The following is a 24,684-nucleotide window of genomic DNA, read 5'->3' on the forward strand; positions in this document are numbered from 1 at the left end:
GGGCGCCGCTGCTGCAGCCGAATCAGCGACGACTCCTGGCTTCTCGCGGTCCCCGTCCTCGTGCCCCCGCGCCGAGTGCGACGACTCCTGGGCACTCGCGGGCTGCGGGCAGCACGCTCCGGCCCGCGCGCCCGGGCGTCCGTCCGCGCTGCGGCCTACGCTGGAGGGATGGCGGACACGATCGAGCGCGCGGACGAGCGCCTGGCGACCCGCTCGGCGGCCGAGGTCCCGTGGATCGTGCTGGTCTGGGACGATCCGGTCAACCTGATGTCGTACGTCTCGTACGTCTTCCGCAGCTACTTCGGCTTCGGCCGGGCCGAGGCGGAGCGGCTGATGCTGCAGGTGCACACCGAGGGGCGCGCGGTCGTCGCGACCGGCAACCGCGAGGAGATGGAGCGGCACGTGGAGGCGATGCACGGCTACGGCCTGTGGGCGACGCTGCAGAAGGCCGACGCGTGAGCGCCCCGCTGCGTCCCGCGGCCGCGGAGACCGGAGAGCACCCCGCTCGCGGCATCCGAGGACTCGGCTGATGCGCGCGTTCCGCCGCGACTCCTCCGGAGCGGCCGTCGCCCGTTTGGACCGCGAGGAGGCCGGGATCCTCCGCCATCTGGCCGGCGAGATGCTCGAGCTGCTCGATCGCGGGGCGTCCTCGGAGGAGGCCCGCTCCGATCCGGCGCTCGCCCGCCTCCTGCCCGACGCCTACCGCGACGACGCCGAGGCGGCCGACGAGTTCCGCCGCTTCACCGCTCCGGACCTCGCCGCCCGCAAGATGGACGACGCCCGCGCCGTCACGGCGGCCCTCGACGCCGGCGACGGCACGAGTCACGGCCGGATCTTCGAGGGGCTGGGCGAGGTCGCGGTCCGTCTCGAGGAGCCGCAGGCGATCGCCTGGCTCCGTGCACTGACCGACATGCGGCTCGCTCTGGCCGTGCGGCTCGGCATCGACGACACCGACGACGTCGTCCCGGAGGAGGGGAGTGCGGCCGCGATCCGCAGCGTCTACGACTGGCTGGGCGGCGTGCAGGACGGGCTCGTCCGCGCCGTCGACGTGTGATCCGCTCGTCCCTCCAGCGATTCCACAGCTGTGGACAACCCTGTGGAAAGGTGTGGAGAACCGGCTCCGGGAGCACCTCCGAACGGCGGAGCGCCGGGCGTGGGGGTGTGGAAACGCGTAGCGTCCACCCTGTGAACACTCCGAGCACCGCAGACGCCCAGCGCACCGCCGACGACATCCAGGACTCGCGGGCGGTGCGGACCCTCGCCCGCGGCGGCTTCGCGGCGAACGGCCTCGTCCACCTCCTGATCGGAGTGATCGCGCTCGGCGTGGCCCGCGGCGGCGGAGGCGAGGCCGACCAGAGCGGTGCTCTCGGCGCCCTCGCGGCGCAGCCCGGCGGTCTGGTGATCCTGTGGATCTGCACGGTCGGCCTCTTCGGCCTGGCGCTGTGGGGGCTGCTCGAGGCGTTCCTCGTCCGCCCGCGCGAGAGCGCCCTGAAGACCTGGGGCAGCCGGCTCAAGGAGGCGGGCAAGGCCGTCGTCTACGGCGCCCTCGGCGTGACGGCGCTGAAGTTCGCGACGGGCGGCGGGTCGAGCTCGTCCGAGTCGTCCGAGAGCGCGAGCGCGCAGGTGCTCTCGGCGCCGGGCGGAGTCGTGCTGCTCGTGATCGCGGGACTGGCCGTCCTCGCGGTCGGCGGCGTCTTCGTGTACCGCGGAGCGAGCAGGAAGTTCCTCGAGAACGTCGCGGAGCCGGGCGGCACGGCGGGCACCGTCGTCACCGTGCTCGGCGTCGCCGGCTACGTCGCCAAGGGCGTGGTCCTCGGCGCTCTCGGCGTGCTGCTGATCGTCGCCGCCGTCACTCACGATCCGGAGCAGGCGGGCGGGCTCGACGAGGCGCTGAAGTCGCTCGTGGAGCTGCCGGCGGGCGTGCTCCTCCTCGGCTTCGTCGCGGTCGGGCTCATCGCCTACGGGCTCTTCTGCTTCGCCCGCGCGCGCTGGCCGCGCCTCTGATGTCGGACAGCGGATCCGCTCTATACCTGTCACCCCCCTTCCGCGCAACTGGTCCCGCCGTCACGGAGTCGGTGACACGCTGGGGCCCGTGAGTGCTGGAGGCGAGGACGCGACCGGTGGACGGGTGCGTCCGCCGCTGACGCAGGACGCCGCCCGTCTGCTGACCCGCTCCGCCACGGGGGACGCCTCCGCTCTGGGAGAGCTCGTCGACCGCTTCGGCGGCCTCGTCTCGGCGTGCGTCGGCACGGTCCAGGCCGACCCGGCCGGACGCGACCGGCTCTGCACCGACGTCTTCACCGCCGTCTGGCGCCGCTCCCGCGAGGGCGCCCGCTCGCCGGAGCCCGTGCTGTGGGTGCTCGAGGTCCTCTGTGAGACCCTCGGGTCCGCGCACGAGCTCGCCCGGCGTCCGCTCGGCAGCGGCCTGCTCGCCCTCGACTGCCCGGACCGCGAGCTCCTGCTGCTGGCTGCGGCCGGCGGCTTCTCGCAGGCCGAGATCTCGGCGCTGACCGGGATCGACGAGCTCCGGCTGCGCTCGATCCTCCGGAACGCGCTCGAGACGCTCCAGGGCCGCGACAGCGATCTTCTGACGGCCTGACCGCCGGAGCCGTCGCGGGAGTAAAGTTGAGTCCGTCGAACTCAACTTCCGAGCCACGGAGGAGACCACCATCATGCAGGCCGGTCGGATGCCCCAGCAGGACGAGAAGTCCGCACTCGAGCAGTACGGCGTCAACCTGACCGCCATCGCGGCGAGCGGCAAGCTCGACCCGGTGATCGGGAGGGACGCCGAGATCCGGCGCGTCAGCCAGGTGCTCACGCGCCGCACCAAGAACAACCCCGTCCTCATCGGCGAGCCCGGCGTCGGCAAGACCGCCGTCGTCGAGGGGCTCGCCCAGCGGATCGTCGCGGGCGACGTCGCCGAGAGCCTCAAGGGCAAGCAGCTCGTCAGCCTCGACCTCTCGGCCCTGATCGCCGGAGCGAAGTACCGCGGCGAGTTCGAGGAGCGGCTGAAGGCCGTGCTCCAGGAGATCGAGGAGTCCGACGGCCGGATCATCACCTTCATCGACGAGCTGCACACGCTGATGGGCGCGGGCGGCGGCGAGGGATCGGTGGCGGCCGCGAACATGCTCAAGCCCATGCTGGCGCGCGGCGAGCTGCGGATGATCGGCGCGACGACGCTCGACGAGTACCGCCAGTACATCGAGAAGGACGCCGCTCTCGAGCGCCGCTTCCAGCAGGTCTTCGTCGGCGAGCCGACCGTCGAGGACACCGTGGCGATCCTCCGCGGGCTGAAGGAGCGCTACGAGGCGCACCACAAGGTGGCGATCGCCGATTCCGCCCTGGTCGCCGCCGCGTCGCTCTCGAACCGCTACATCACCTCCCGCCAGCTGCCGGACAAGGCGATCGACCTGATCGACGAGGCCGCGTCGCGGCTGCGCATGGAGATCGACTCCGCTCCCGTCGAGATCGACGAGCTGCGCCGCTCCGTCGACCGGCTGAGGCTCGAGGAGCTGGCGCTGAAGAAGGAGAAGGACGAGGCCTCGAAGGCGCGGCTGGAGAAGCTGCGCGAGGACTTGGCCCGCCGCGGCGCCCAGCTCGAGGAGCTGCAGGAGCGCTGGGAGCGCGAGCGCGCCTCCCTCAACCGCGTCGGCGAGCTCAAGAACCGGCTCGACGCCCTGCGGATCGCCGCCGAGCGCGCGCAGCGCGAGGGGAAGCTCGAGCGCGCGTCGAAGCTGCTCTACGGCGACATCCCGGTGATCGAGCGCGAGCTCGCGGCCGCCGAGGCGGAGGAGGAGCCGGCCGAGGGCCGCATGGTCAACGAGCAGGTGACGGCCGACGACATCGCCGCGGTGATCGCCGCCTGGACGGGGATCCCCGTCGGGCGTCTCTTGCAGGGCGAGACCGAGAAGCTGCTGCACCTCGAGACCGAGCTGCACCGCCGACTGATCGGCCAGGACGAGGCGGTGTCGGCCGTCGCGGACGCGGTGCGCCGCACCCGCGCGGGCATCTCCGACCCCGACCGGCCGACCGGCTCCTTCCTCTTCCTCGGGCCGACCGGCGTCGGCAAGACCGAGCTGGCGAAGGCGCTCGCCGACCACCTCTTCGACGACGAGAAGGCGATGGTCCGCATCGACATGTCGGAGTACGGCGAGAAGTTCGCCGTCTCGCGGCTGGTCGGCGCCCCTCCCGGCTACATCGGCTACGAGCAGGGCGGCCAGCTCACGGAGGCGGTCCGCCGCCGCCCGTACTCGGTGGTGCTCCTCGACGAGATCGAGAAGGCGCACCCCGAGGTGTTCGACGTCCTGCTCCAGGTGCTCGACGACGGCCGGCTCACCGACGGCCAGGGGCGGACGGTCGACTTCCGCAACACGATCCTCATCCTCACCTCCAACCTGGGGTCGCAGTTCCTCGTGGACCCGGCGCTGTCACGGCCGCAGAAGGAGGAGGCGGTCCAGCAGATGGTGCGCCAGGCCTTCAAGCCCGAGTTCGTGAACCGGCTCGACGACATCGTGATCTTCGATGCGCTCGACCGCACCGAGCTCGGCGAGATCGTGTCGCTGTACGTCGACCGGCTGTCGAGGAGGCTCTCGGAGCGACGGCTCGACCTGGCGGTGACGCCCGCGGCCCGCGGGTGGCTGGCCGAGCGCGGCTACGACCCGCAGTACGGCGCGCGGCCGCTGCGCCGGCTGATGCAGCGGGCGATCGACGACCAGCTGGCGACGGCGCTGCTCGGCGGCACGGTGCGCGACGGGGACGTGGTGCTGGTGGACGTGGCGCCGGACGGCGAGAGCCTGTCGGTGACGGCCGGGATGCCCGCGTCGGACTGACCGGGGTGCTCGACCCCTGTCGCGAGTCCGACGTCTGCGTACTCGCAGGGGAGAGGAGCGCGCGGGTGGCGACGGAAGTTCCCTCCACAGGGCGCGCGAGGGCGGGAGTCGTCCACAGTCGCGGGATCCGCGGCGCGCCCGTCCGGCGGGCTCCGTAGCGTCGGCGGCATGTCCTTCGAAACGCCCGGCCCCCGCATGGCCGACCTCCCTCCCGAGGAGCGGCCGAGGGAGCGCCTCCGCGCCTACGGACCGGAAGCGCTCACTGACGCCGAGACCCTCGCCGTGCTCATCGGGGCCGGCGTCCGCGGCGCCAACGCGACCGTCGTCGCGCAGCGCCTCCTCGCGCGCTTCGGCGGCATCGACGCCGTCGCCCGGGCCGGGGTGGGCGATCTGATGCGGCACCGCGGAGTCGGCGAGGTCGCCGCCTGCCGCCTGGTCGCCTCCTTCGAGCTGCGGCGGAGGATGAACCGCGCCTCGCGCGCCGCCCGCGTGACCGACGCCGCCGGCCTGGCCGGGCTCGTCGCTCCGCTGCTGGCCGCCCGGCCGGTCGAGACCGTGCTGGCGGTGGCGCTCGCCGAGTCCGGAGCCGTCCGCGACGTCCTGACGCTGGCCGACGGAGCCCCGGCGCACGCCGAGATCCCCGTCGCCGCCGTGCTCGCCGAGGTGCTGGCGCGCGGCGCGGCGGGCATCGGCCTGGCGCACAGCCACGCGGGCGAGGCCGTGGTGCTCCCCTCCGACCGTGCGGCGACGCGGGCGATCGCCGACGGGGCAGAGGCGTGCGGCCTGCGGTTCCTCGCGCACGTCGTGATCGGGCGCGACGGCTGGGCGGAGGCGCAGCCGTGACGCGGCGCAGGGCTGCTGCGGGGCCCCTCCGTTCCGGCAGGACGCCTCCCGCCCGGCGCCGGACCGCCCCCGGCCGCGCCCCGGCTCTCCACCTGGGCCGCGTCGGCGCGTTCGTGCAAGCCCCCACCTCTCCGGCGCCCGCAGCCGGTCGCGGGCGTACCGTGGACGCCGACCCCATCCCCCTCCCGACCAGGAGCACCCATGCGAGCAACACTCATCCACGGCGAGCGCGACATCCGACTCGAGGAGGTCCCCGACCCGCAGCTCTCGACGGGGCGCGACGCGATCGTCCGCGTCACCGCGGCCTGCGTCTGCGGCTCGGACCTCTGGCCCTACCGCGGCGTCACGCCCACCAAGGAGGCGCACCGCATCGGCCACGAGTTCGTCGGCGTCGTCGAGGAGATCGGCGACGACGTGCACGACGTCGCGGTCGGCGACTTCGTGATCGCCCCGTTCTACGTCTGCGACGGCACCTGCGCGAACTGCGCGAACGGCGTCTCCACCTCGTGCCTCACCGGCGGCTGGTGGGGCGCCGAGGTCCGCGAGGAGGGCTTCGCGGACGGCGCCCAGGGTGAGAAGGTGCGCGTGCCCCTCGCCGACGGCACGCTCTTCCGCGTGGGCATCGATCCGGCCCCTGCGCTCATCCCGAGCCTGCTCACCCTCGCCGACGTGATGGGGACCGGCCACCACGCCGCGGTCTCGGCCGGTGTCACCGCGGGCTCGACCGTCGCGGTCGTCGGTGACGGCGCGGTCGGCCTCTGCGCCGTCCTGGCGGCCAAGCGCCTCGGCGCGACCACGATCATCGCGATGTCGCGGCACGAGTCGCGGCAGAACCTCGCCCGCCGCTTCGGGGCGACCCACATCGTCGAGACCCGCGGCGACGAGGGCGTCGCGCGCGTCCGCGAGCTGACCGGCGGGATCGGCGCCGACTGCGTGCTCGAGTGCGTCGGCACCAAGGAGTCGATGCAGCAGGCACTCGACTCCGCCCGCCCCGGCGGCATGGTCGGCTACGTCGGCGTCCCCAACGGAGGCCCCGAGCTGCCCGTCCGCCAGATGTTCGGCTCGAACGTGGGCGTCAACGGCGGAGTCGCGCCGGTCCGCGGCTACATGGCCGAGCTGCTGCCGGACGTGCTCAGCGGCGCGATCGAGCCCGGTCTGGTCTTCGACCTCGAGCTGCCCCTCGAGGAGATCGCCGAGGCGTACGCCGCAATGGACGAGCGCCGCGCGATCAAGACCCTCGTGCGTCCGTAATCCCGCGGAGGGGCGCCGGCACGGCCGCGAGGAGTAGCCTCCCGCGCATGACCGCGTCAGCCCGCACCGCCGCGACGGCGCCCCTCTTCCACCCCGACCTCGCGCTCGGCCGCTTCCTCCCGCCGATCGTCCTCGGCCCGCGACTGCTGCGCCTCGCCACGCGACGCGCCGCCGAGGGAGGCGAGGCCCCGCCCGACATCGTGGTCGACGACGTCGAGATCCCCGTCGCCGGAGCCGCTCCCGTCCGGGCCCGCAGCTACCGGCCGCGTATCCTCCGCGGTACCGCTCCCGCGCTCCTCTGGGTGCACGGCGGCGGCATGGTGCTCGGCAGCCACCTTCAGGACGAGGCGCCCTGCATCGACTTCGCCCGCACCCTGGGCATCACGGTCGTCTCCGTCGACTACCGCCTCGCGCCCGCGCATCCGGCCCCGGCTGCCGTCGAGGACGTGCTGGCCGCGTTCGACTGGCTCGTCGAGCACGCGCAGGAGCGCGGCGTCGACCCGGCGCGCATCGCCGTCGGAGGCGCGAGCGCGGGCGGCGGCATCGCCGCGGGTGCGACCCTCCTCGCCCACGACCGCGGAGGAGCGCAGCCCGCGTTCCAGCTGCTCGTCTACCCGATGCTCGACGACCGCACCGTCACCCGGCCCGGTCCTCCTCCGCGCGGAGTCCGCGTCTGGACCCCGGGCAGCAACCGCTTCGGCTGGACCGCCTACCTCGCAGGCGAGCCCGGCGGCCCCGGCGTCACGGCCTACGCCGCCCCCGCCCGCCGCGACGACCTCACGGGCCTGCCGCCGGCCTGGATCGGCGTCGGCGGCCTCGACCTCTTCCACGACGAGGACGTCCGCTACGCCGAGCGCCTGCGCGCGGCCGGAGTGCCGTGCGGGCTCGAGATCGTGGAGGGCGCCTTCCACGGCTTCGACGCCCTGTTCCGCCGGACCGGCGTGGCGAAGCGCTTCTGGGCGGCGCAGGCCGCGGCGCTCGGCGAGGCCCTCCTCGCCTGACCTCCGCGTCGACGCGCCGGGCCGATTCCGTCTCCGGCGCTCGGCACTGCGAGGCTGAGGGGCGACGGCCGCCGCCGCCCGCGCGTCATTTGTGCCGTGCCTGCCGCGCATCCCTCTCCGCCCGCCGCCCCGCCCCGCCCCGTCTCCCGGAGGACCCATGGACATCGACCGCCTCGCCACCCGCTACGAGATCGCCCTGCCCGCCTGGATCGGTGACGCCCTCCGCGACGTCCCCGAGGTCCTCCCGAGCCTCGAGGACCGGATGGCCCTCGTGCACGCGCTCGCCGACCGCAACTTCCGCGAGGGGAACGGCGGCCCGTTCGCGGCGATCGTCGTCGAGCGCGACTCCGGTCGTCTCGTCTCGGTCGGAGTGAACGTCGTCCTCGGCAGCGGGGTCTCGTCCGGCCACGCCGAGGTGACGGCGCTCGGTCTCGCGCAGACCGCGCTCGGCACCTGGGACCTCGGCGGCGAGGGCCTCCCCGCGCACGACCTGGTCGTCAACTGGCGCCCGTGCGTGCAGTGCTACGGAGCGACGATGTGGTCGGGGGTGCGCCGCCTGGTCGTCGCGGGCTCCGGCCCCGAGCTCGAGGAGATCAGCACCTTCGACGAGGGCCCGATGCGCGAGGACTGGGCCGCGCAGTTCGAGGCCCGCGGCATCGAGGTCGTCGACGGCGTGCTCCGCGACGAGGCCCTCGACGTGTTCCGCGCCTACCGCGCCTCCGTCGACTCCGGCGAGGTGCTCGTCTACAACGCCCGCGCCGACTCCTGATACCGCGGCGGGTCCGGTCCTCGCATCGGTTCCGCGCCGGACGCACGGGAGCCCTGCCTCAGCGGGGCCCCGTGCGGTCCTGAGCTGCCGGCCGCTGGAAGCGGTCAGCGGCGGCTCAGCGCCACCAGTCGTCGAACATCGACAGCGGCACCTGGCGCTTGTGCTCGGTCGCGGCGTACCGCGCCTCGATCGCCTCGGCGACGGCCCGGTCGACCTCGCCGCCCTCGAGGTACGTGTCGAGGTCGGCGTAGGTGAGCCCGAGGTTCGTCTCGTCGGTCTGGCCGGGGTTGTCGTCGAGCAGGTCCGCCGTCGGCGCCTTCTCGTAGAGCCGGGCCGGTGCGTCCAGGTGCTCGAGGAGCGAGCGCCCCTGCCGCTTGGTGAGGCCGGTGAGCGGGAGGACGTCGGCGCCGCCGTCGCCGTACTTCGTGAAGAAGCCGGTGACCGCCTCGGCCGCGTGGTCGGTCCCGACGACGAGCATCCCGGCCTGGCCGGCGATCGCGTACTGCGCGATCATCCGCATCCGCGCCTTCACGTTGCCCTTCACGAAGTCGCTGATCGGCTCGTCGACCGCGTCGCCGAATGCTGCGGCCACGCCGTCGACGCCCTGGTGGATGTCGAAGACGACCTGGCGGTCCGGGCGGATGAACGTGAGGGCGAGCTGGGCGTCCTCCTCGTCGGCCTGCACCTTGTACGGCAGGCGGACCGCGATGAAGGAGGCGTCGCCGCCGCTCGCGCGGACCTGCTCGACCGCGAGCTGGCAGAGGCGCCCGGCGAGGCTCGAGTCCTGGCCGCCGCTGATGCCGAGGACGAGGCCCTTCGCGCCGGTGCTGCGGAGGTAGTCGGCGAGGAATCCGCTGCGCCGTTCGACCTCGACGGCCGGATCGACGGCGGGGGAGACGTGGAGCTCGGAGATGATCTGCTGTTGGACGTCGCGCACGGCTTCACGCTACTCCGGATGCTCCCCGGCGGCCCCTCCTCGCCGCGGACGCGCAGGCTCCCGACGCCTCCCCGAAACAGGGTCCGCCCGCCGCGTCCGACTGGCGCGGCGCCTACCCGCGCTCGGCGACGATGCGGGCGATGCGCGCCGGGACGGTGTCGTCCTGGAGGCTCGTCACGTCTCCGAGCGGGCGGCCGTCGCGGATGTCGCCGAGCAGCCGCCGCATGATCTTGCCGGAGCGGGTCTTGGGCAGATCCGGCACCACCACCACGTCGCGCGGCTTGGCGATCGGACCGATCGCGACCGCCACGTGGTCGCGCAGGAGCGCCGAGAGCGTCGTGCCGAGCGCGGCCCAGTAGGCCGGGTCCTCCTCGGCGCGGTCGACGGCCTCGTCGGAGGGGATGACGAACGCCGCGATGGCCTGGCCGGTCGTCGCGTCGGCGACTCCGACGACTCCGGCCTCGCCGACGGCCGGATGGGCGACGAGTGCCGACTCGATCTCGATCGTGGACAGGCGGTGCCCGGAGACGTTGATGACGTCGTCGACGCGGCCGAGCACCCAGACGTCGCCGTCGGCGTCGTACTTCGCGCCGTCCCCGGAGAAGAACCACCCCTGGGACGCGTAGCGGGCCCAGTAGGAGTCGCGGTACCGCTCCGGGTCGCCCCACACGGTGCGGGCGAGCGCCGGCCCGGTCCGGTCGACCACGAGGTAGCCGCCGGAGCCGTTCGGCACCCGCTCGCCGTGCTCGTCCACCACGAGGACGCCGAGCCCGGGCAGGGCTCCGAGCGACGAGCCCGGCTTGAGGGTCGAGACGCCCGGCAGCGGGCACATCACCGCGGCGCCGGTCTCGGACTGCCACCAGGTGTCGACGATCGGGCAGCGTCCGCCGCCGATCGCCTCGTGGAACCAGACCCAGGCCTCGGGGTTGATGGACTCGCCGACGGTGCCGAGCAGGCGCAGGCTCGACAGGTCGTACCGGGCGGGCACGCCCTCGGGGAACCAGGTCATCAGCGTTCGGATCAGCGTCGGCGCCGTGTAGTAGACGGTCACCCCGTACCGCTCGATGATCTCGAAGTGCCGGGCGGTGTGCGGGGTGCTCGGGGTGCCCTCGTAGATCACCTGGGTGAGCCCGTTCGAGAGCGGTCCGTAGATCTCGTAGGTGTGCGCGGTGACCCAGGCGAGGTCGGCGGTGCACCAGTGCACGTCGTCCGGCTTCGCGTCGAACGCGGCCCAGTGCGTCCAGGAGGCCTGCGTGAGGTAGCCGCCGCTGGTGTGCACCAGCCCCTTGGGCTTCCCGGTCGTGCCGGAGGTGTAGATGATGAACAGCGGCGTCTCGGAGTCGAAGGCCTCGGCCTCGTGGACGTCGCTCTGCGCGTCGACCAGCTCGTGCCACCAGACGTCGCGGCCCGGGGTCCACGGGACGTCGGTCTCATCGGTGCGGCGGACGACGAGGACGTGCTCGATCGACGCGACGCCCTCGACCGCCCGGTCGGCGCTCGCCTTGACCGGCACCGCCGCTCCGCGCCGGAACTGCCCGTCCGTGGTGACCAGGAGCTTCGCGCCGGTGTCCTCCACGCGGAACCGCACCGCCTCGGCGGAGAAGCCGCCGAAGACGAGCGAGTGGATCGCTCCGATCCGCGCGATCGCGAGCGTGATGACGATGGTCTCGGGGATCACCGGGAGATAGACGACGACGCGGTCGCCCTTACCGATCCCGAGCGCGGTCAGCGCGTTCGCGGCGCGGGAGACCTCGCGCTGGAGCTCGGCGTAGGTGATCGACCGCCGGTCGCCGCGCTCGCCCTCGAAGTGGAGGGCGGTCTTCCCGCCGCGTCCCGCGTCCACGTGGCGGTCGACGCAGTTGACGGCCACGTTCAGCCGTCCGCCCTCGAACCAGGTCGTGCGCGGCACCGAGAGCGAGCCGTCGGGCAGCGGAGCGGCAGGCTCCCAGCTGTGGGCGGTGTGCCACGGCTCCGCCCACTCGAGGCGGCGGGCCGCCTCCTCCCAGAACGCGACCGGATCGGCGGCGGCGCGCGAGTACTCCTCCGCGCCCGCGTTCGCCTGCGCGGCGAAGGCTGCGGGCGGGGGGAACCGGCGGTGCTCGTCGAGCAGGTTGGCGATCGTCCCGCTCACGCTCGGAGCTCCCTCCCCGGCGCTCACGCCCACTTCCTCACGGCGTAGCGCTGGAACACGCCGACGACGGCATCGGTGAGCTTGCCCAGCACGGCCAGCAGGACGATCGCCAGGAACACCCGGTCGATCCGGCCGTTGTTCTGGCTGTCGATGAGGCGGAAGCCGAGGCCCATCGAGGAGGCGATGAGCTCGGAGGCGACCAGGAACAGCCACGACTGGGCGAGCGCGAGGCGCAGCCCGGAGATCACGGACGGGATCACCGCGGGCAGCTGCACCGTCGTGAAGAGCCGGACGCCCGAGAGGCCGAAGGCGCGGCCCGCCTCGACGAGGTGCCGGTCGACGTGGCCGAGCGCCGTGGCCACCGTGGTGAAGACCGGGAAGAACGCGCCGATCGTGATCAGCGTGATCTTCGACTCCTCGCCGATGCCCATCCAGAGCAGCAGCAGCGGGACCCAGGCCAGCGACGGGACCGCCCGGATCGCGCCGAGCGTCGGTCCGAGGACGACCTCCCAGACGCGGGAGAGCCCGAAGAGCGCGCCGACCACGAGCCCGAGCGCCGAGCCGAGCGCGAACCCGATGAGCACGCGCTGCGTCGAGATGGCGACGTCCTGGCCGAGGTCGCCGCGCTGGGCGAGGTCGACGCCGGCCGCCCAGACCATCGCGGGCGAGGGGAAGACCGCCACCGAGACCATCCCGGTCGTCGTCGCGATCTGCCAGGCGGCGAGCAGCAGCACGGGCAGGATCGCGCCTCCCGCGACCACGAACCACCGTCGCGTGGTGAGCGGGTGGGAGCGGTCCTCGCGGAGGCGGCGCTGGGAGGCCGCGACCGACGGGCCCGCCGTCACGAGTCCGGGCTCACCCGGCATCGGCGCGGACAGCGCGCTCCGCCGCAGCACATCGGCGTCGGTCGCGGTGTCGTCGTCGCGGATCGTCATCGTCGGTCTCCTCGGATCACGGGGTCGGGGGCGGAGGGCCGGACCCTCAGGCGCCGATGGCGCTCGGGTCGGCCGCCGAGGCGTAGGTGTCGTCGAGCAGCGAGTCGAGCGCGTCGTCGACCTGCTGCTGCGAGGCGACGTCGCCGTTCTCGACGAAGATCGGGCCGATCACGGCGAGCACGTCGGTCTGCGCGGAGCCGGGGACGTTGTCGACGTCGAGGTTGCTGCGCTCGGTGATGACCGTCGTCGCCACCGCCACGTCGAGGCCGGCGACGGAGGCGAGGATGCTCGCCGTCTCGTCCTGGTTCTCGAGCGCCCAGGCGCGGGCGTGCTCGTACGCGTTCACGACGGTCTGCGCGAGGTCCGGCTTCTCGGCGAGGAAGCTCTCGGTCGCGTTGAGCAGGCCGTAGGAGTTGAAGTCGACGTTGCGGTAGAGCAGGGTCGCCCCGGCCGCCTCGGCGCCGGCCATGATCGGGTCCAGGCCCGCCCAGGCGTCGACGGAGCCGTTCTGCAGCGCCGCCCAGCCGTCGGCGTGCTGCAGGTTCTGCACCGTCACGTCGCCGATGCCCAGGCCGGCGGCCTCGAGCGCCTGCACCAGGAAGAAGTACGGGTCGGTGCCCTTAGTGGCCGCGATCTGCTTGCCCTTGAGCTGCTCGACCGACGTGATCGCCGAGCTGGCGGGGACGACGAGGGCCGACCACTCCGGCTGCGAGAAGATGTCGATCGTCCTGATCGGCGAGCCGTTCGAGCGGGCGAGCAGTGCGGCCGATCCGGCGGTGGAGCCGACGTCGATCGCTCCGGCGCGCAGGGCCTCGTTGGCCTTGTTGGAGCCGGCCGACTGCACCCAGGCGACGGTGACCTGCTGCTCGGCGAGGGCGGCCTCGAGCCAGCCCTTCTCCTTGATGACCAGGCTCAGCGGGTTGTACGTCGCGAAGTCGAGCGTGAGCGTGCCGCCCTGAGTTCCTCCGGAGGCGGCGTCGGCGGTCGCGGCCGCCGCTCCTCCTCCGCCCTCGCCCTGCACGCAGCCCGCGAGGAGCGGGACGGCGGCGGCGGTGAGCAGACCGGCGAGAGCGGTGCGGCGGGTGAGCGGGGAGCTGGTGAACGACATGGGGGCCTCGGCTTCGGGGATGCGGTGACAGCGAGTGTGGACGCTGCAGGGGAGGGGCGGTGCGGGGAGGTGCTCGTGCGGTGGAGAGCGGGAGGAGGAGGCGGCTGGGGAGGGAGGTCGTGCCGCCCGGACCGTGCCGCCCGGGTGGAGGGATGCGGGTCGATCCGCCCGGGGTCAGTGCCGCTCGATGCCCAGCCCCGCGAGGAGCTCGGCCCGGTGCTCGGCGAGCTCCGCCGAGCCGCGGTCGCGCGGCCGCGCTCCGGGGACGGCGACGATCCGCTGGATGCGCGAGACGCCTCCGGGCTCGTCGCGCCCGAGGAGCACGATGCGGTCGGCCAGCTGGAGGGCCTCGTCGACGTCGTGGGTGACGAGCAGGATCGTCGCCGGAGCCGCCGCGTGCACGTCGAGCAGCAGGTCCTGCATCCGCAGGCGGGTCAGCGCGTCGAGCGCCCCGAAGGGCTCGTCCAGGAGGAGCACGCCGGGGTTCCGGGCGAGGGCGCGGGCGAGGGAGGCGCGCTGGGCCATCCCTCCGGACACCTCGCGAGGCCGCGAGCGGGCGTGCGCGGTGAGGCCGACCAGCGAGAGCAGCTCGTCGACGGCGGCGCGGGCCGCCGGGCGCGGGGTGCCGCGCGGCAGGCCGAGCGCGACGTTGTCGGCGATGCTCCGCCAGGGCAGCAGCCGCGGCTCCTGGAACGCCACCGCGCAGCGCGGGTCGATGCCGGAGACGGGGGCGCCGTCGATGAGGACGGACCCCTCGGAGGCGGTGTCCAGGCCCGCCGCGATGCGCAGCAGCGTCGACTTGCCGCAGCCGCTCGGGCCGAGGATCGCGATGACCTCGCCCGCGGCGGCCTCGAGCGTCACGTCGGTCAGCACGGGGGACCCGGGCGCGAAGGTGCGGCCGACCCCCTCGAAGCGCACGGGGAACGCCGACTGGCCGAGCTCGGCGTCGAAGGCCAGGCTCGTGCGGGCGGCGGGGGTGGCGGGCATGTCTCTCCGGGCAGCGGGACGGGCGGGCGGATCGTCCGATCGTACGGAGAGGCTCCCGGCGGCACAGCGGGGACCGACACGGGGAGTAACACAGGGGGTGGGACGCGGAAGGCCTCCCCGGTCCGCGGACGGGGGAGGCCTTCCGCCGGAGGGCTACGCCTGGACGAGCACGAGCTCCTCGAGGGGCAGGCGGGTGCGCGGCGCGGTCTCGCGCTCGCGGAGGGTCTCGTTCGCCAGCGCGTCGGCGTCGGCCGCGACTCCCACCGCGGCGATCGTCACCGGGTCGAAGCGCTCGTCGACGCCGAACGCGGCGCGGACGGCGTCCTTGTCGAAGCCGGCCATCTGGTGCACGTGCAGGCCCTCGTGGTGCGCCTGGACGCTGAGGTGGGCGATCGACTGGCCGAGGTCGTAGACGGCCCAGGGGCGCGGCTTCCCCTCGGAGTCGACGGTCTCGGCGAGCGCGACGACGAGGACGGCGGCGGAGCCGGCCCAGGCGCCGTTGAAGCCGGCGAGCGTCGCGACGATGCGGTCGAACCCGTCGGTTCCGCGGCGGGCGACGATGAAGCGCCACGGCTGCGAGTTGCTGGCGGACGGGGACCAGCGCGCGGCCTCGAGGAGGGACGCGAGGGTCTCGTCGGAGACGGTCGCGGACGCGTCGTAGGAGCGGGGGCTCCAGCGCTCCGCGAGGACGTCGAGGATCGGGGCGCTGGTGCTGGCGGTGCGGGAGGCGGTGGCGGACATCGCGGGGCTTCTTCCGTGCGGGGGACTGGGGGAGGGGCTCCGTCGCCCGTGGAGCCCAACCGTCCCCGCCCCGCGGGCATTCCCGCGCGTGCACGGCAGGCGCCCGCACGCGCGTTCGCCCACGGAGGAGCGGGCCGCCTCCGAGCCCCGGAACGGTACGGTGGGAGACGGCGTGGTCACCCCGCGCACCACCATCCACGACTCTGGAGGATCATCCATGGCCCAGCACTTCGACGTCGTCGTCCTGGGGGCAGGCCCCGGCGGATACGTGGCCGCGATCCGCGCCGCCCAGCTCGGCAAGTCCGTCGCCGTCGTCGAGAAGCAGTACTGGGGCGGTGTCTGCCTCAACGTCGGCTGCATCCCGTCCAAGGCGCTGCTGCGCAACGCGGAGCTCGCCCACCTCTTCCACACCCAGGCGAAGCAGTTCGGCATCTCGGGCGACGTCTCGTTCGACTTCGGCGCGGCGTTCGACCGCAGCCGCTCGGTCGCGGACGGCCGCACCAAGGGCGTCCACTTCCTGATGAAGAAGAACAAGATCGCCGAGTTCGACGGCGTCGGCTCCTTCACCGGCCCGCAGGGCCTCGACGTGCAGCTGAGCAAGGGCGGCACGGAGTCGCTGACCTTCGACGACGCGATCATCGCGACCGGCGCGAGCGTCCGCCTCCTCCCCGGCGTCGAGCTCTCCGAGAACGTCGTCACCTACGAGACCCAGATCATGACCCGCGAGCTCCCCGACACGATGGCCATCGTGGGCGCGGGCGCGATCGGCATGGAGTTCGCCTACGTCCTCAAGAACTACGGCGTCGACGTGACGATCATCGAGTTCATGGACCGCGCCCTCCCCAACGAGGACCCGGACGTCTCCAAGGAGATCCAGAAGCAGTACAAGAAGCTCGGCGTCGAGATCCTGACCTCGACCAAGGTCGAGTCGGTCGTTGACAAGGACGGCTACGTCACGGTCACCTACACCGCGAAGGACGGCACGCAGTCGACCCTCGAGGTCGACAAGGTGCTCATGTCGATCGGCTGGGTCCCCCGCACCGAGGGCTTCGGCCTCGAGAAGACGGGCGTCGAGCTCACCGAGCGCGGCGCGATCGCGATCGACGACCACATGCGCACCAACGTGCCGCACATCTACGCCATCGGCGACGTCACCGCGAAGCTGCAGCTCGCGCACGTCGCGGAGGCGCAGGGCGTCGTCGCCGCCGAGACCCTCGCCGGTGCCGAGACCCAGACCCTGGGCGACTACCGGATGATGCCGCGCGCGACGTTCTGCCAGCCGCAGATCGCCTCCTTCGGCCTCACCGAGAAGCAGGCGACGGACGAGGGACACGAGATCACCGTCTCGACCTTCCCCTTCATGGCGAACGGCAAGGCCCACGGCCTCGGCGAGCCCACCGGCTTCGTGAAGCTCATCGCGAGCAAGAAGTACGGCGAGCTCCTCGGCGCCCACATGATCGGCCCGGACGTCTCGGAGCTGCTCCCCGAGCTCACGCTCGCCCAGAAGTGGGACCTCACCGCGACCGAGCTGGCCCGCAACGTGCACACCCACCCGACGCTGTCGGAGGCGCTGCAGGAGGGCTTCCACGGCCTCAAGGGGCACATGATCAACATGTAGGGCTCGTCCCTCCACGGCCTCCGGCCCGCAGGATCCCACTCGGCTCGTCCGCGGCGGATCCTGCGGGCCGGAGCCGTCTCCGGGGGCGTCCACAGGGCTCCGGCGCCGCTCCCGCTACCGTGGCCCGATGGATCCGCGCCTGCTCGACCGCCTCGCCGCCGACGCCTGGCCCGCGCTCGTGCGGCGCCCCCTCGGCGCGTGGGAGCTGCGCGCCTCCGCAGGAGTCACCAAGCGCGCGAACTCGGTACTCGCGTCCGGCGACGTCGTCGACCAGGAGGCGGCGCTCGACGCGGCGGAGGCGTTCGCCCGCGAGCACGGGATCGCGCCCCTCGTGCAGATCGGTCCGCCGAGCCCCGCCGGTCTGACCGGGCTGCTCGCCGAGCGGGGCGCCGCGCCGATCGACCGGACGCTCGTGCTGACGGGATCGGTGCAGGAGGCGCTCGCCGCCCTGCTCGCGACGTCGAGGTCCGCGCCGTCGGGGTCCGCACCGCGGCCTCGCGTCCGGCTCGCCCCGGCCCCTGACGAGGACTGGCTCGCCCTCTGGTGGTCGGTGGACGGTCGCGGGGGAGCGGAGGAGCGCGCGGTCGCCGAGCGCATCCTCGCGGGCTGCCCCTCCTCCTACGCTCTCGCCGTCGACGGGGACGGCCCGGCCGCGACCGGCCGCCTCGCGCTCGTCACGGCGCCGGACGGCGAGCTCTGGGGCGGCCTCTTCGCCCTGGCGACCCGGCCGGACGCCCGGCGCCGCGGGCTCGCCTCCGCCGTGATCCGCGCCCTCCTCGAGGACGCGTCCGGCCGGGGCGTCGCGCGCTTCTGGCTCCAGGTGCTCGCCGAGAACGCCGGCGCCCGCCGCCTCTACGCGTCCCTCGGCTGCCGCGAGTCGTCCTGGTACGAGTACTGGTGCTGACCCGCTCGCGGAGGAGGAGCGGGGCGCCGCGGGTCAGGCGTTCGCGAGCACGGCGCGGGCGACGGCCTCGGCCTTCGCCGCGTCGCCGGTGACGGTCACGCGCCACCACACGTCGTCGGCCAGCGCGTCGATCTCGCAGACGCCCGCCGCGCAGCCGGTGAGGGCCTTCTCGCCGAAGCCGTCGAGCGGCTCGAGCGGGACAGCCAGACCCGAGGTCAGCGAGAGGTTCCGCCAGCCGTCGTCGCCGTTCGGGAGCGCGTCGACCGTCACGCCCGAGTAGGCGGCGCTGGAGGCGTCGCTCCAGCTGCAGGAGGCGTACCCGGCCCGGGCGGCGGCAGCGGCCGACGCGGTGGTCGGCGTCCCGGTCCCCGTCCCCGCGGTCGCCTGCGCGAGACCGGCGGCACCGGACAGCTGCTCGGCCGTCAGGACCTCGGTGCAGACGGGCGCCGTCGCGGTGACCGGCTCGTCGAGGCTGCCGAGCGCGGCGGAGGCGGTGCCGGTCGCCAGCGCGGCGAGGTCGACCGCGGCCGGGGCGCCGCGCAGCTGCAGCGTCACCCAGGTGGCGCCGGCGAGCAGGTCCAGGTCGCAGCTGCCGTCGGTGCAGGAGCCGTAGGCCTCGACGCCGGTCTCGAGGCGCGGGCCCGGACGGCCGGCGAACGCCTCAGCGGCGTCGTCGACCGCCGCCGCGGTGATCGAGGCGTCCTCGTCGTACCAGGCGCAGCGGAGCACTCCGCCGTTCTCCTCCGCGGCCTCGCGGATCAGCTCGCCCGAGGAGCGCGTCGTCACCTCGCGGCTGCCCTCGAGAGCGCTGCGGGAGACCCCCAGCGCCGAGGCCGCCCGTGTGGCGGGGAGGAGGGAGTCGCAGCCCAGGCGGGTCGAGGCCGTGGGCGAGGGCGTCGGAGTCGCGGAGGGAGTCGGAGCGGCGGTCTCGGACGCCGACGGGGTGGCCGCGACGTCCGAGCGCTCGGCCGACGTGCAGCCCGTCAGCGCGACGAGAACGGCGAGCGCGGCGCCGACCGTCGCCAGGCGCGGGAGGCGGGCCCTCACGCGGCCAGCTCGCGCTCGATCGCGGCCGTGAACGCGTCGATGTCGTCCTCCGTCGTGTCGAAGGAGCAGACCCAGCGGACCTCGCCGGTCGCCGGGTTCCAGTCGTAGAAGCGGTAGGCGGTGCGGAGCCGGTCCGCGACTCCGGGCGGCAGCGTCGCGAACACCGCGTTGGCCTGGGTCTGCTGCGTGAACTCGAGCCCCGTGATCCGGCCGGCGGCGATCGCCTCCTCGAGCCCCGAGCGCAGGCGCGCCGCCATGGCGTTCGCGTGCCGGGCCGAGCGGAGCCACAGGGGCTCCTCCTCGCCGCCGTCGCCGAGCAGGGCGAGCAGCTGCGCCGAGATGAAGCGCATCTTGGAGGACAGCTGCATGTTGGTCTTGCGGAGGAAGGTCAGCCCGGTCGAGGCCGCCGGGTCGAGCACGACGATCGCCTCGCCGAGCAGGATACCGTTCTTGGTGCCGCCGAACGAGAGCACGTCGACGCCCGCGTCGGTCGTGAAGGAGCGCAGGGGCAGGCCGAGAGCGGCCGCGGCGTTCGCGATGCGCGCCCCGTCCATGTGCAGCCGCATGCCGAGGCCGTGCGCGTGGTCGGCGAGCGCGCGCACCTCCTCGGGGGTGTAGACGGTGCCGAGCTCGGAGGACTGGGTGATCGAGACCACGAGCGGCTGGGCGCGGTGCTCGTCGCCGAAGCCCCACGCCTCCTGGTCGACCAGCGCCGGGGTCAGCTTGCCGTCGGGCGTGGGGACCGTGAGGATCTTGATTCCGCCGACCTTCTCCGGCGCTCCGCCCTCGTCGGAGGTGATGTGCGCGGTGCCCGCCGAGACGACGGCGCCCCACCGCGGCAGCATCGACTGCAGGCCGGTGACGTTGGCGCCCGTGCCGTTGAAGACGGGGAAGGCCTGGGCCTGCTCGCCGAACTCGCGGCGGAACGCCTCCTGCAGGCGCTCGGTGTAGACGTCCTCGCCGTAGGCGATCTGGTGCGCTCCGTTGGCCGCGGCGATCGCGGCGAGGACCTCGTCGTGCACTCCGGAGTAGTTGTCGGAGGCGAAGCCGCGGACGTCGGGATCGTGCAGAGCGCTCATCCCTCCATCTTCGCAGCCCGCCGCCCGGAGGAGCCCCGGAGGCGCCCGCCGAGACACCCCTCCTGCCTCCCGCATGTTTCGGGCAGGTGAAAGGACGACGACCCGAAAGCCGATCTCCGTCAAGAAGTTGGTATCGGCTGGGAGGCAGGCCACTCTTGACGTATGCGCATGGACACGACGGAAGCTGTCCGCGACATGCCCGCCCCTCCCGGGGTGGACGAGATCGCGGCTCGCTTCGGCGATCCCGTCCTCGCGTTCGCGCCCCAGCCGAGGCTGGAGGAGTTCGCCGCGGCGCAGACGATGGCGCTCGGCCGCTTCGTCGAGATCTCGCTCTCGTACTCGTTCTACAAGAACCCGCGCAACCGCGCCGACCCCGTCAACCACGTCCCGCTGACCCCCGAGCAGAAGCGCGCGATCGAGCGCGCCGAGAACGACCACCTGCCGCCGTGGATGGTCGACCAGGTGACGCGGATGCGGTACCCGGTGCTCTGGGAGGCGGTCCGCACCTCCGTGCCGATCCCCGCCGAGCGCAGCCGGCCCCTGGAGTCCCGCCTCGCGGCCCACATGGGCGACGTGCTCCGCAACACCTTCCCGGGCCGCGTGCGCAGCCGCCGCGGCGGGATGCCGGTGGTCGCCGCCGCCCTCCGCGACGAGGACGTCGTGCGGGGCGTCCCGGTGATCGTGGACGGGGAGGCGCTGCGCGGCTACCGCGTGGACACCGATCCGGACGTGGTCGCGATCGGCGCCCGCGTCGACGGCCGCTACATGACGGTCGTGCTCGACCGGAAGATCGTGCCGGAGATCCGGATGGAGTTCGTCCGCCGCACCCCGCCGCGCCCGGCCTCGAGCCAGTCCCGGCGCTGACCGCCCCGGCGTCGAGCACCCGCAAGCAGATCCCCCGGCCGACCGCTCAGGGGCGCCCCGGCACCGCGATCCCGTGCTCGTAGGCGAACACGACCGCCTGGATCCGGTCGCGCACGCCGAGCTTCATCAGGATCTTCGAGACGTGCGTCTTCACGGTCGCCTCGCCCACGAACAGCTCGGCAGCGATCTCGGCGTTCGACCAGCCCCGCGCCAGGTGCACGAGCACCTCGCGCTCGCGGTCCGTCAGATCGGCCACTCCGGAGTGCTCGGCGGCGGCCGGCGTGTGCTCGGGCACGGACGCGAACCGCTCGATCACGCGCCGGGTGACGTCGGGGGCGAGCATCGCGTCGCCGCGGGCGACCACCTGCACGGCCTCGACCAGCTCCTCCGGCGAAGCGTTCTTGAGCAGGAACCCGCTGGCGCCGGCCGAGAGCGCCTCGAAGAGGTAGTCGTCGCGGTCGAAGGTGGTGAGGATGAGCACCCGCGAGCACAGGCGCGGGTCGGCCACGATCTCGCGGGTCGCGGCCAGGCCGTCGAGGCCGGGCATCTGCACGTCCATGCAGATCACGTCGGGGCGCAGCTCGGAGGCGCGCTGCAGGGCCTCGAGCCCGGTGCGGGCCTCGCCGACCACCTCGATCCCCGGCTCCGACTCGAGGATGATGCGGAAGCCCACGCGGACGAGCTCCTGGTCGTCGACGAGCAGCACGCGCACGTGCTCGGTCATGGGCGGCCCCCGCTCGCTCGCTCCTGACGCCCCCGCGACGTCTCCGACGACGGTACCGGGTCGTCGGCGTCCGGCACGCTCGCCCGGACGGGGGACAGCGGAACCCGGGCGTGCACGAGGTAGCCTCCGCCCCTCGGCCCCATCTCGATCCAGCCGCCGACCGCGGCCGCGCGCTCGCTCATGCCGGTGTGCCCCAGTCCGCAGGAGGCGGGAGCGCTCGGGTGCGGGCCGGACCCGCCGTCGTCGGCGATCTCGAGCTCGACCGCGTCGGGGGCGTAGCGGAGGCGCACCTCGGCGTGCGCGCCGCGCCCCGCGTGCTTGCGGACGTTCGTGAGCGACTCCTGCGCGATGCGGTAGAGGCTGAGCCCCACCGTCGCGGGGATCTCGCGGGGCGTGCCGAGGGTGAGGAAGACGGTGGGCAGGCCCGACCCGCTGGACGCCGCGACCAGCTCCTCGAGCTGGGCCACCCCGCGGGTGGACGCGGCGTCGGTGAGCGGATTCGGCACCGCGTCCTCGGCGCGCAGTGCGACCAGGATGCGGTGCAGCTCCTCGATCGCCGAGCGCGCGTCGCCCTCGATGGCGCTGAGCGATGCCGCCGCCCGCTCCGGATCCCGCGCCAGCACCCGCCGCGCCGCTCCCGCCTGCACGCCCATCACGCTGACGTGGTGCGCGACCACGTCGTGCAGCTCGCGCGCGATCCGCAGCCGCTCGGAGGACACGGCCTGCCGCGAGGAGCGCTCCCGCTCGTCGTCGAGCTCGGCCGTGCGCGTCTCGAGCGCCTCCAGCCGGCGGGCCGACTGCCACGACGCCTCGCCGAAGACGTAGGCGCTGCCGAAGTAGAGCAGGTTCGACACGACCGCGAGGGCCGACTCCGCCGCGTAGGGCGAGAGCAGGCCGGGGGAGTCGTCGACCGGCACGGAGCTGCCGAAGTACTCGCCCGTGGCGAGGGTGGTGAGCAGCCAGCCCAGCATCCCGACCGCGATCGCCACTCGGACGACGAGCGCCGTGCGCCGGTTCCGGCCCCACGCGCCGACCGTGTAGAGCGCGAGGAACAGGCAGATCTGGCCGAAGAGCGACTCCGGCACCTGGAGCACGATCCCGAGCGCGTAGACGACGGAGAGCCCGGCCGCCACGCTCGCGGGGAACCGGCGGCGCAGCGCGAGGGGCAGGGTCATCAGGACGGCCCAGTGGGCGCTGACGACGGGGTGCGCCGCGTCCGGGAAGCCCGCCGAGGAGTACAGCGCGACGGAGACGACCGTCGCCACCAGCAGGATCCCCGCGGTGACCGCGTCGCGCACGTATCCGGCCCGGCTCGGCGCTCGCCGGATCCAGCCCGCGTCGAGCGGGTCCGCGGCTCCGTCACCTGAGGGCATGCGCCCCACGCTAACCGACGCCGGTCGGACGGGGCCCCGGGAGGCGGAGGAGCGCACCCCGCCGCCTCCCGGGCGCGACGTCAGTCCCGGCCGGTGATGCCCCGGGTCGAGGCGATGACGTCGCCCATCTTCTTCCCGAGGGCCTCGTAGAACATCGACAGCGGGAACTCGTCGTCCAGCACCGCGTCGGTGAGGCCGCGCGGGGCGCCGAGCAGCACCTCGTCCGGGAGCCCGCGGGCCCAGGCGGAGGCGGGGTGCGGAGTGAGAGTGGCCGCGATCAGCTCGTGCGCGGCCAGCCAGTGCGCCGTCTTCGGCCGGTCGATCGAGCGCCAGTAGAGCTCGTCGATCGCGTCCGAGAGGGCGACGACCACGTCGGCGACGCCGTCCCACTCGAACGCCAGCCGGGTGTCGGTCCAGTGCAGGACGCCGTGCTGGTGCAGCCAGGCGAAGAGCAGCTGGCCGCCGAGGCCGTCGTAGTTGCGCACCCGCGACCCGGTGAGCGGGAAGCGGAAGAGCCGGTCGAACAGGATCGCGTACTGCACGAAGCGCGAGCGCTCGGCCAGCGCCTCCTCCTCGTCGTCGCGGCGGTCCAGCGCGCCGAGGCGGCGCTCGATGGCGACGGCCTCGCGGAAGGCGGTGAGGTCGCACCGCAGCTCCTCCAGCGAGTAGAGGAAGAAGGGCATCCGCTGCTTGATCATGAACGGGTCGAACGGCAGGTCGCCGCGCATGTGGGTGCGGTCGTGGATGAGGTCCCACATCACGAAGGACTCCTCCGCCAGGCGCTGGTCGGCCAGCAGGCGCTGCGCGTCCTCCGGGAGCTCGAGACGGGTGATCCGGGCCGCCTCCGTGACGACGCGGCGGAACCGGGCCGCCTCGCGGTCGGCGAAGATCGCGCCCCAGGTGAAGGACGGGACGGAGCGCATCGCGACCGTCTCGGGGAACAGCACGGCGCTGTCGGTGTCGTAGCCGGCGGTGAAGTCGACGAAGCGCACGGGCACGAAGAGGGCGTTGGAGTAGTCCCCCGCCTCCAGCTCGGCGACGAACCGCGGCCAGACGACCTCGACGAGGACGGCCTCGACGTGGCGGTCGCGGCTGCCGTTCTGGGTGTACATGGGGAAGACGACGAGGTGGCGGCGGCCGTCGACGCGCTCGAGCTGCGGCTGGAACGCGGTGAGCGAGTCGAGGAAGTCGGGCAGGCCGAGTCCGCCGGCGCTCCAGCGCTCGAGGTCGACGACCAGCGCGTCGAGGTACGCGGCGTCGTGCGGGAACGCGGGGGCGAGGGTGCGGACGCCGGCGACGATCCGCTCGACGAGGGTGCGCGCCTCCTCGAGCCGCTCGGGCTCGGCGAGCGAGCCGTCCTGGGACTGGAGCGGCTGCAGCGCGGCGGCGGCGGCCTTCAGGTCGAGCCAGGCGGCGGAGTCCTCCACGTGGTCCTCGACGACCTCGGGTTCTCCGACGACGGTGCTCTGCACGGCTTGCGACATGGTGATCCTCCTCACGCTGGTTATACGGGGCTGCAGGAGCGGAACGCGCTCCGACTCCG

The 24,684-nt window shown here is 73.7% G+C and carries 23 protein-coding genes; 12 read left to right on the top strand and 11 right to left on the bottom strand.

Going from position 1 to position 24,684, the window contains the following annotated elements; genetic code table 11:
* The first annotated feature begins 168 nt into the window (after positions 1 to 168).
* The 9 genes from clpS (at position 169) to C5C63_RS13350 (ending at position 8,693) form a co-directional block, all read left to right on the top strand.
* A complete protein-coding gene (gene clpS / locus C5C63_RS13310) occupies positions 169 to 459 on the top strand; it encodes an ATP-dependent Clp protease adapter ClpS (RefSeq protein WP_104222829.1) in 291 nt (96 codons plus the stop codon).
* Between the two features lie 70 nt (positions 460 to 529).
* A complete protein-coding gene (locus tag C5C63_RS13315) occupies positions 530 to 1,054 on the top strand; it encodes a DUF2017 domain-containing protein (protein WP_104326222.1) in 525 nt (174 codons plus the stop codon).
* A 131-nt stretch (positions 1,055 to 1,185) separates the two neighbouring features.
* Positions 1,186 to 2,004, top strand: a complete 819-nt coding sequence (locus C5C63_RS13320; RefSeq protein WP_104225741.1) for a DUF1206 domain-containing protein — start codon at positions 1,186 to 1,188, stop codon at positions 2,002 to 2,004.
* 88 nt (positions 2,005 to 2,092) lie between these two features.
* Entirely contained in the window at positions 2,093 to 2,599 is a 507-nt protein-coding gene (locus C5C63_RS13325; RefSeq protein WP_146086394.1) for an RNA polymerase sigma factor, read from the top strand.
* Positions 2,600 to 2,687: 88 nt separating this feature from the next.
* Complete coding sequence (locus C5C63_RS13330; RefSeq protein ID WP_374952925.1) at positions 2,688 to 4,829, top strand: ATP-dependent Clp protease ATP-binding subunit; 2,142 nt, start codon at positions 2,688 to 2,690, stop codon at positions 4,827 to 4,829.
* Between the two features lie 168 nt (positions 4,830 to 4,997).
* Complete coding sequence (locus C5C63_RS13335; RefSeq protein WP_104225738.1) at positions 4,998 to 5,672, top strand: RadC family protein; 675 nt, start codon at positions 4,998 to 5,000, stop codon at positions 5,670 to 5,672.
* Between the two features lie 201 nt (positions 5,673 to 5,873).
* Positions 5,874 to 6,923 (top strand): zinc-dependent alcohol dehydrogenase family protein, encoded by a 1,050-nt coding sequence (locus tag C5C63_RS13340; protein ID WP_104326224.1) that lies wholly within the window; start codon positions 5,874 to 5,876, stop codon positions 6,921 to 6,923.
* 47 nt (positions 6,924 to 6,970) lie between these two features.
* On the top strand, positions 6,971 to 7,924 hold the full coding sequence (locus C5C63_RS13345; protein ID WP_104250696.1) for an alpha/beta hydrolase: 954 nt from the start codon (positions 6,971 to 6,973) through the stop codon (positions 7,922 to 7,924).
* 157 nt (positions 7,925 to 8,081) lie between these two features.
* Positions 8,082 to 8,693: a nucleoside deaminase gene (locus C5C63_RS13350; protein ID WP_181027247.1), complete on the top strand. Its 612-nt coding sequence runs from the start codon at positions 8,082 to 8,084 to the stop codon at positions 8,691 to 8,693.
* Between the two features lie 115 nt (positions 8,694 to 8,808).
* Here the strand turns inward: C5C63_RS13350 and nadE are convergent, their stop codons facing one another.
* From nadE to C5C63_RS13380, 6 genes are all read right to left on the bottom strand, one after another.
* On the bottom strand, positions 8,809 to 9,630 hold the full coding sequence (nadE, locus tag C5C63_RS13355) for an ammonia-dependent NAD(+) synthetase (protein WP_104222821.1): 822 nt from the start codon (positions 9,628 to 9,630) through the stop codon (positions 8,809 to 8,811).
* Between the two features lie 112 nt (positions 9,631 to 9,742).
* Positions 9,743 to 11,761: an acetate--CoA ligase gene (gene acs / locus C5C63_RS13360; protein WP_104326232.1), complete on the bottom strand. Its 2,019-nt coding sequence runs from the start codon at positions 11,759 to 11,761 to the stop codon at positions 9,743 to 9,745.
* Between the two features lie 23 nt (positions 11,762 to 11,784).
* A complete protein-coding gene (locus tag C5C63_RS13365) occupies positions 11,785 to 12,696 on the bottom strand; it encodes an ABC transporter permease (RefSeq protein ID WP_244229541.1) in 912 nt (303 codons plus the stop codon).
* Positions 12,697 to 12,742: 46 nt separating this feature from the next.
* Complete coding sequence (locus C5C63_RS13370) at positions 12,743 to 13,804, bottom strand: aliphatic sulfonate ABC transporter substrate-binding protein (RefSeq protein ID WP_104326225.1); 1,062 nt, start codon at positions 13,802 to 13,804, stop codon at positions 12,743 to 12,745.
* Between the two features lie 174 nt (positions 13,805 to 13,978).
* The gene (locus tag C5C63_RS13375) at positions 13,979 to 14,791 is read right to left on the bottom strand and encodes an ABC transporter ATP-binding protein (RefSeq protein WP_104234373.1); all 813 of its coding nucleotides are present in this window, start codon (positions 14,789 to 14,791) and stop codon (positions 13,979 to 13,981) included.
* 153 nt (positions 14,792 to 14,944) lie between these two features.
* Entirely contained in the window at positions 14,945 to 15,532 is a 588-nt protein-coding gene (locus tag C5C63_RS13380) for a nitroreductase family protein (RefSeq protein ID WP_104258177.1), read from the bottom strand.
* A 217-nt stretch (positions 15,533 to 15,749) separates the two neighbouring features.
* Here C5C63_RS13380 and lpdA point away from each other — a divergent pair, with 217 nt between their 5' ends.
* Positions 15,750 to 17,150: a dihydrolipoyl dehydrogenase gene (gene lpdA / locus C5C63_RS13385; protein WP_104222818.1), complete on the top strand. Its 1,401-nt coding sequence runs from the start codon at positions 15,750 to 15,752 to the stop codon at positions 17,148 to 17,150.
* A 127-nt stretch (positions 17,151 to 17,277) separates the two neighbouring features.
* A complete protein-coding gene (locus C5C63_RS13390; protein WP_104326226.1) occupies positions 17,278 to 18,054 on the top strand; it encodes a GNAT family N-acetyltransferase in 777 nt (258 codons plus the stop codon).
* Positions 18,055 to 18,087: 33 nt separating this feature from the next.
* On the opposite strand, the gene C5C63_RS13395 is transcribed toward C5C63_RS13390, so the two are convergent.
* Together C5C63_RS13395 and C5C63_RS13400 are read right to left on the bottom strand one after the other, a co-directional pair.
* Positions 18,088 to 19,101, bottom strand: coding sequence for a hypothetical protein (locus C5C63_RS13395; RefSeq protein ID WP_104326227.1), 1,014 nt, complete (start codon positions 19,099 to 19,101; stop codon positions 18,088 to 18,090).
* Positions 19,098 to 20,180 carry a low specificity L-threonine aldolase gene (locus C5C63_RS13400; protein ID WP_104256598.1) on the bottom strand — a complete coding sequence of 361 codons (1,083 nt, stop codon included), beginning with the start codon at positions 20,178 to 20,180 and terminating at the stop codon, positions 19,098 to 19,100. Before C5C63_RS13400 ends, C5C63_RS13395 begins: the two co-directional genes overlap by 4 nt.
* Before the next feature lie 168 nt (positions 20,181 to 20,348).
* Between C5C63_RS13400 and C5C63_RS13405 the strand changes: the two genes are divergently transcribed.
* Positions 20,349 to 21,044 (top strand): hypothetical protein, encoded by a 696-nt coding sequence (locus C5C63_RS13405; RefSeq protein ID WP_146078511.1) that lies wholly within the window; start codon positions 20,349 to 20,351, stop codon positions 21,042 to 21,044.
* 46 nt (positions 21,045 to 21,090) lie between these two features.
* Here C5C63_RS13405 and C5C63_RS13410 read toward each other — a convergent pair whose 3' ends face one another.
* The 3 genes from C5C63_RS13410 to C5C63_RS13420 form a co-directional block, all read right to left on the bottom strand.
* Positions 21,091 to 21,768: a response regulator transcription factor gene (locus C5C63_RS13410; protein ID WP_104250690.1), complete on the bottom strand. Its 678-nt coding sequence runs from the start codon at positions 21,766 to 21,768 to the stop codon at positions 21,091 to 21,093.
* Complete coding sequence (locus tag C5C63_RS13415; RefSeq protein WP_104234378.1) at positions 21,765 to 23,141, bottom strand: sensor histidine kinase; 1,377 nt, start codon at positions 23,139 to 23,141, stop codon at positions 21,765 to 21,767. Before C5C63_RS13415 ends, C5C63_RS13410 begins: the two co-directional genes overlap by 4 nt.
* 80 nt (positions 23,142 to 23,221) lie before the next feature.
* Positions 23,222 to 24,625 carry a DUF6421 family protein gene (locus C5C63_RS13420; RefSeq protein WP_104292826.1) on the bottom strand — a complete coding sequence of 468 codons (1,404 nt, stop codon included), beginning with the start codon at positions 24,623 to 24,625 and terminating at the stop codon, positions 23,222 to 23,224.
* Positions 24,626 to 24,684 lie beyond the last annotated feature (59 nt).

Source organism: Rathayibacter sp. AY1B8 (assembly GCF_002932775.1).
Lineage (GTDB): Bacteria > Actinomycetota > Actinomycetes > Actinomycetales > Microbacteriaceae > Rathayibacter.

Coding starts and splice junctions, on each gene's coding strand:
- C5C63_RS13415 (WP_104234378.1), bottom strand. CDS start 23,141: ATGCCCTCAGGTGACGGAGCCGCGGACCCGCTCGACGCGGGCTGGATC.
- lpdA (WP_104222818.1), top strand. CDS start 15,750: ATGGCCCAGCACTTCGACGTCGTCGTCCTGGGGGCAGGCCCCGGCGGA.
- C5C63_RS13335 (WP_104225738.1), top strand. CDS start 4,998: ATGTCCTTCGAAACGCCCGGCCCCCGCATGGCCGACCTCCCTCCCGAG.
- C5C63_RS13410 (WP_104250690.1), bottom strand. CDS start 21,768: ATGACCGAGCACGTGCGCGTGCTGCTCGTCGACGACCAGGAGCTCGTC.
- C5C63_RS13330 (WP_374952925.1), top strand. CDS start 2,688: ATGCCCCAGCAGGACGAGAAGTCCGCACTCGAGCAGTACGGCGTCAAC.
- C5C63_RS13340 (WP_104326224.1), top strand. CDS start 5,874: ATGCGAGCAACACTCATCCACGGCGAGCGCGACATCCGACTCGAGGAG.
- C5C63_RS13350 (WP_181027247.1), top strand. CDS start 8,082: ATGGACATCGACCGCCTCGCCACCCGCTACGAGATCGCCCTGCCCGCC.
- C5C63_RS13365 (WP_244229541.1), bottom strand. CDS start 12,696: ATGACGATCCGCGACGACGACACCGCGACCGACGCCGATGTGCTGCGG.
- C5C63_RS13380 (WP_104258177.1), bottom strand. CDS start 15,532: ATGTCCGCCACCGCCTCCCGCACCGCCAGCACCAGCGCCCCGATCCTC.
- clpS (WP_104222829.1), top strand. CDS start 169: ATGGCGGACACGATCGAGCGCGCGGACGAGCGCCTGGCGACCCGCTCG.
- C5C63_RS13315 (WP_104326222.1), top strand. CDS start 530: ATGCGCGCGTTCCGCCGCGACTCCTCCGGAGCGGCCGTCGCCCGTTTG.
- C5C63_RS13400 (WP_104256598.1), bottom strand. CDS start 20,180: ATGAGCGCTCTGCACGATCCCGACGTCCGCGGCTTCGCCTCCGACAAC.
- C5C63_RS13345 (WP_104250696.1), top strand. CDS start 6,971: ATGACCGCGTCAGCCCGCACCGCCGCGACGGCGCCCCTCTTCCACCCC.
- C5C63_RS13390 (WP_104326226.1), top strand. CDS start 17,278: ATGGATCCGCGCCTGCTCGACCGCCTCGCCGCCGACGCCTGGCCCGCG.
- C5C63_RS13370 (WP_104326225.1), bottom strand. CDS start 13,804: ATGTCGTTCACCAGCTCCCCGCTCACCCGCCGCACCGCTCTCGCCGGT.
- C5C63_RS13420 (WP_104292826.1), bottom strand. CDS start 24,625: ATGTCGCAAGCCGTGCAGAGCACCGTCGTCGGAGAACCCGAGGTCGTC.
- C5C63_RS13375 (WP_104234373.1), bottom strand. CDS start 14,791: ATGCCCGCCACCCCCGCCGCCCGCACGAGCCTGGCCTTCGACGCCGAG.
- C5C63_RS13405 (WP_146078511.1), top strand. CDS start 20,349: ATGGACACGACGGAAGCTGTCCGCGACATGCCCGCCCCTCCCGGGGTG.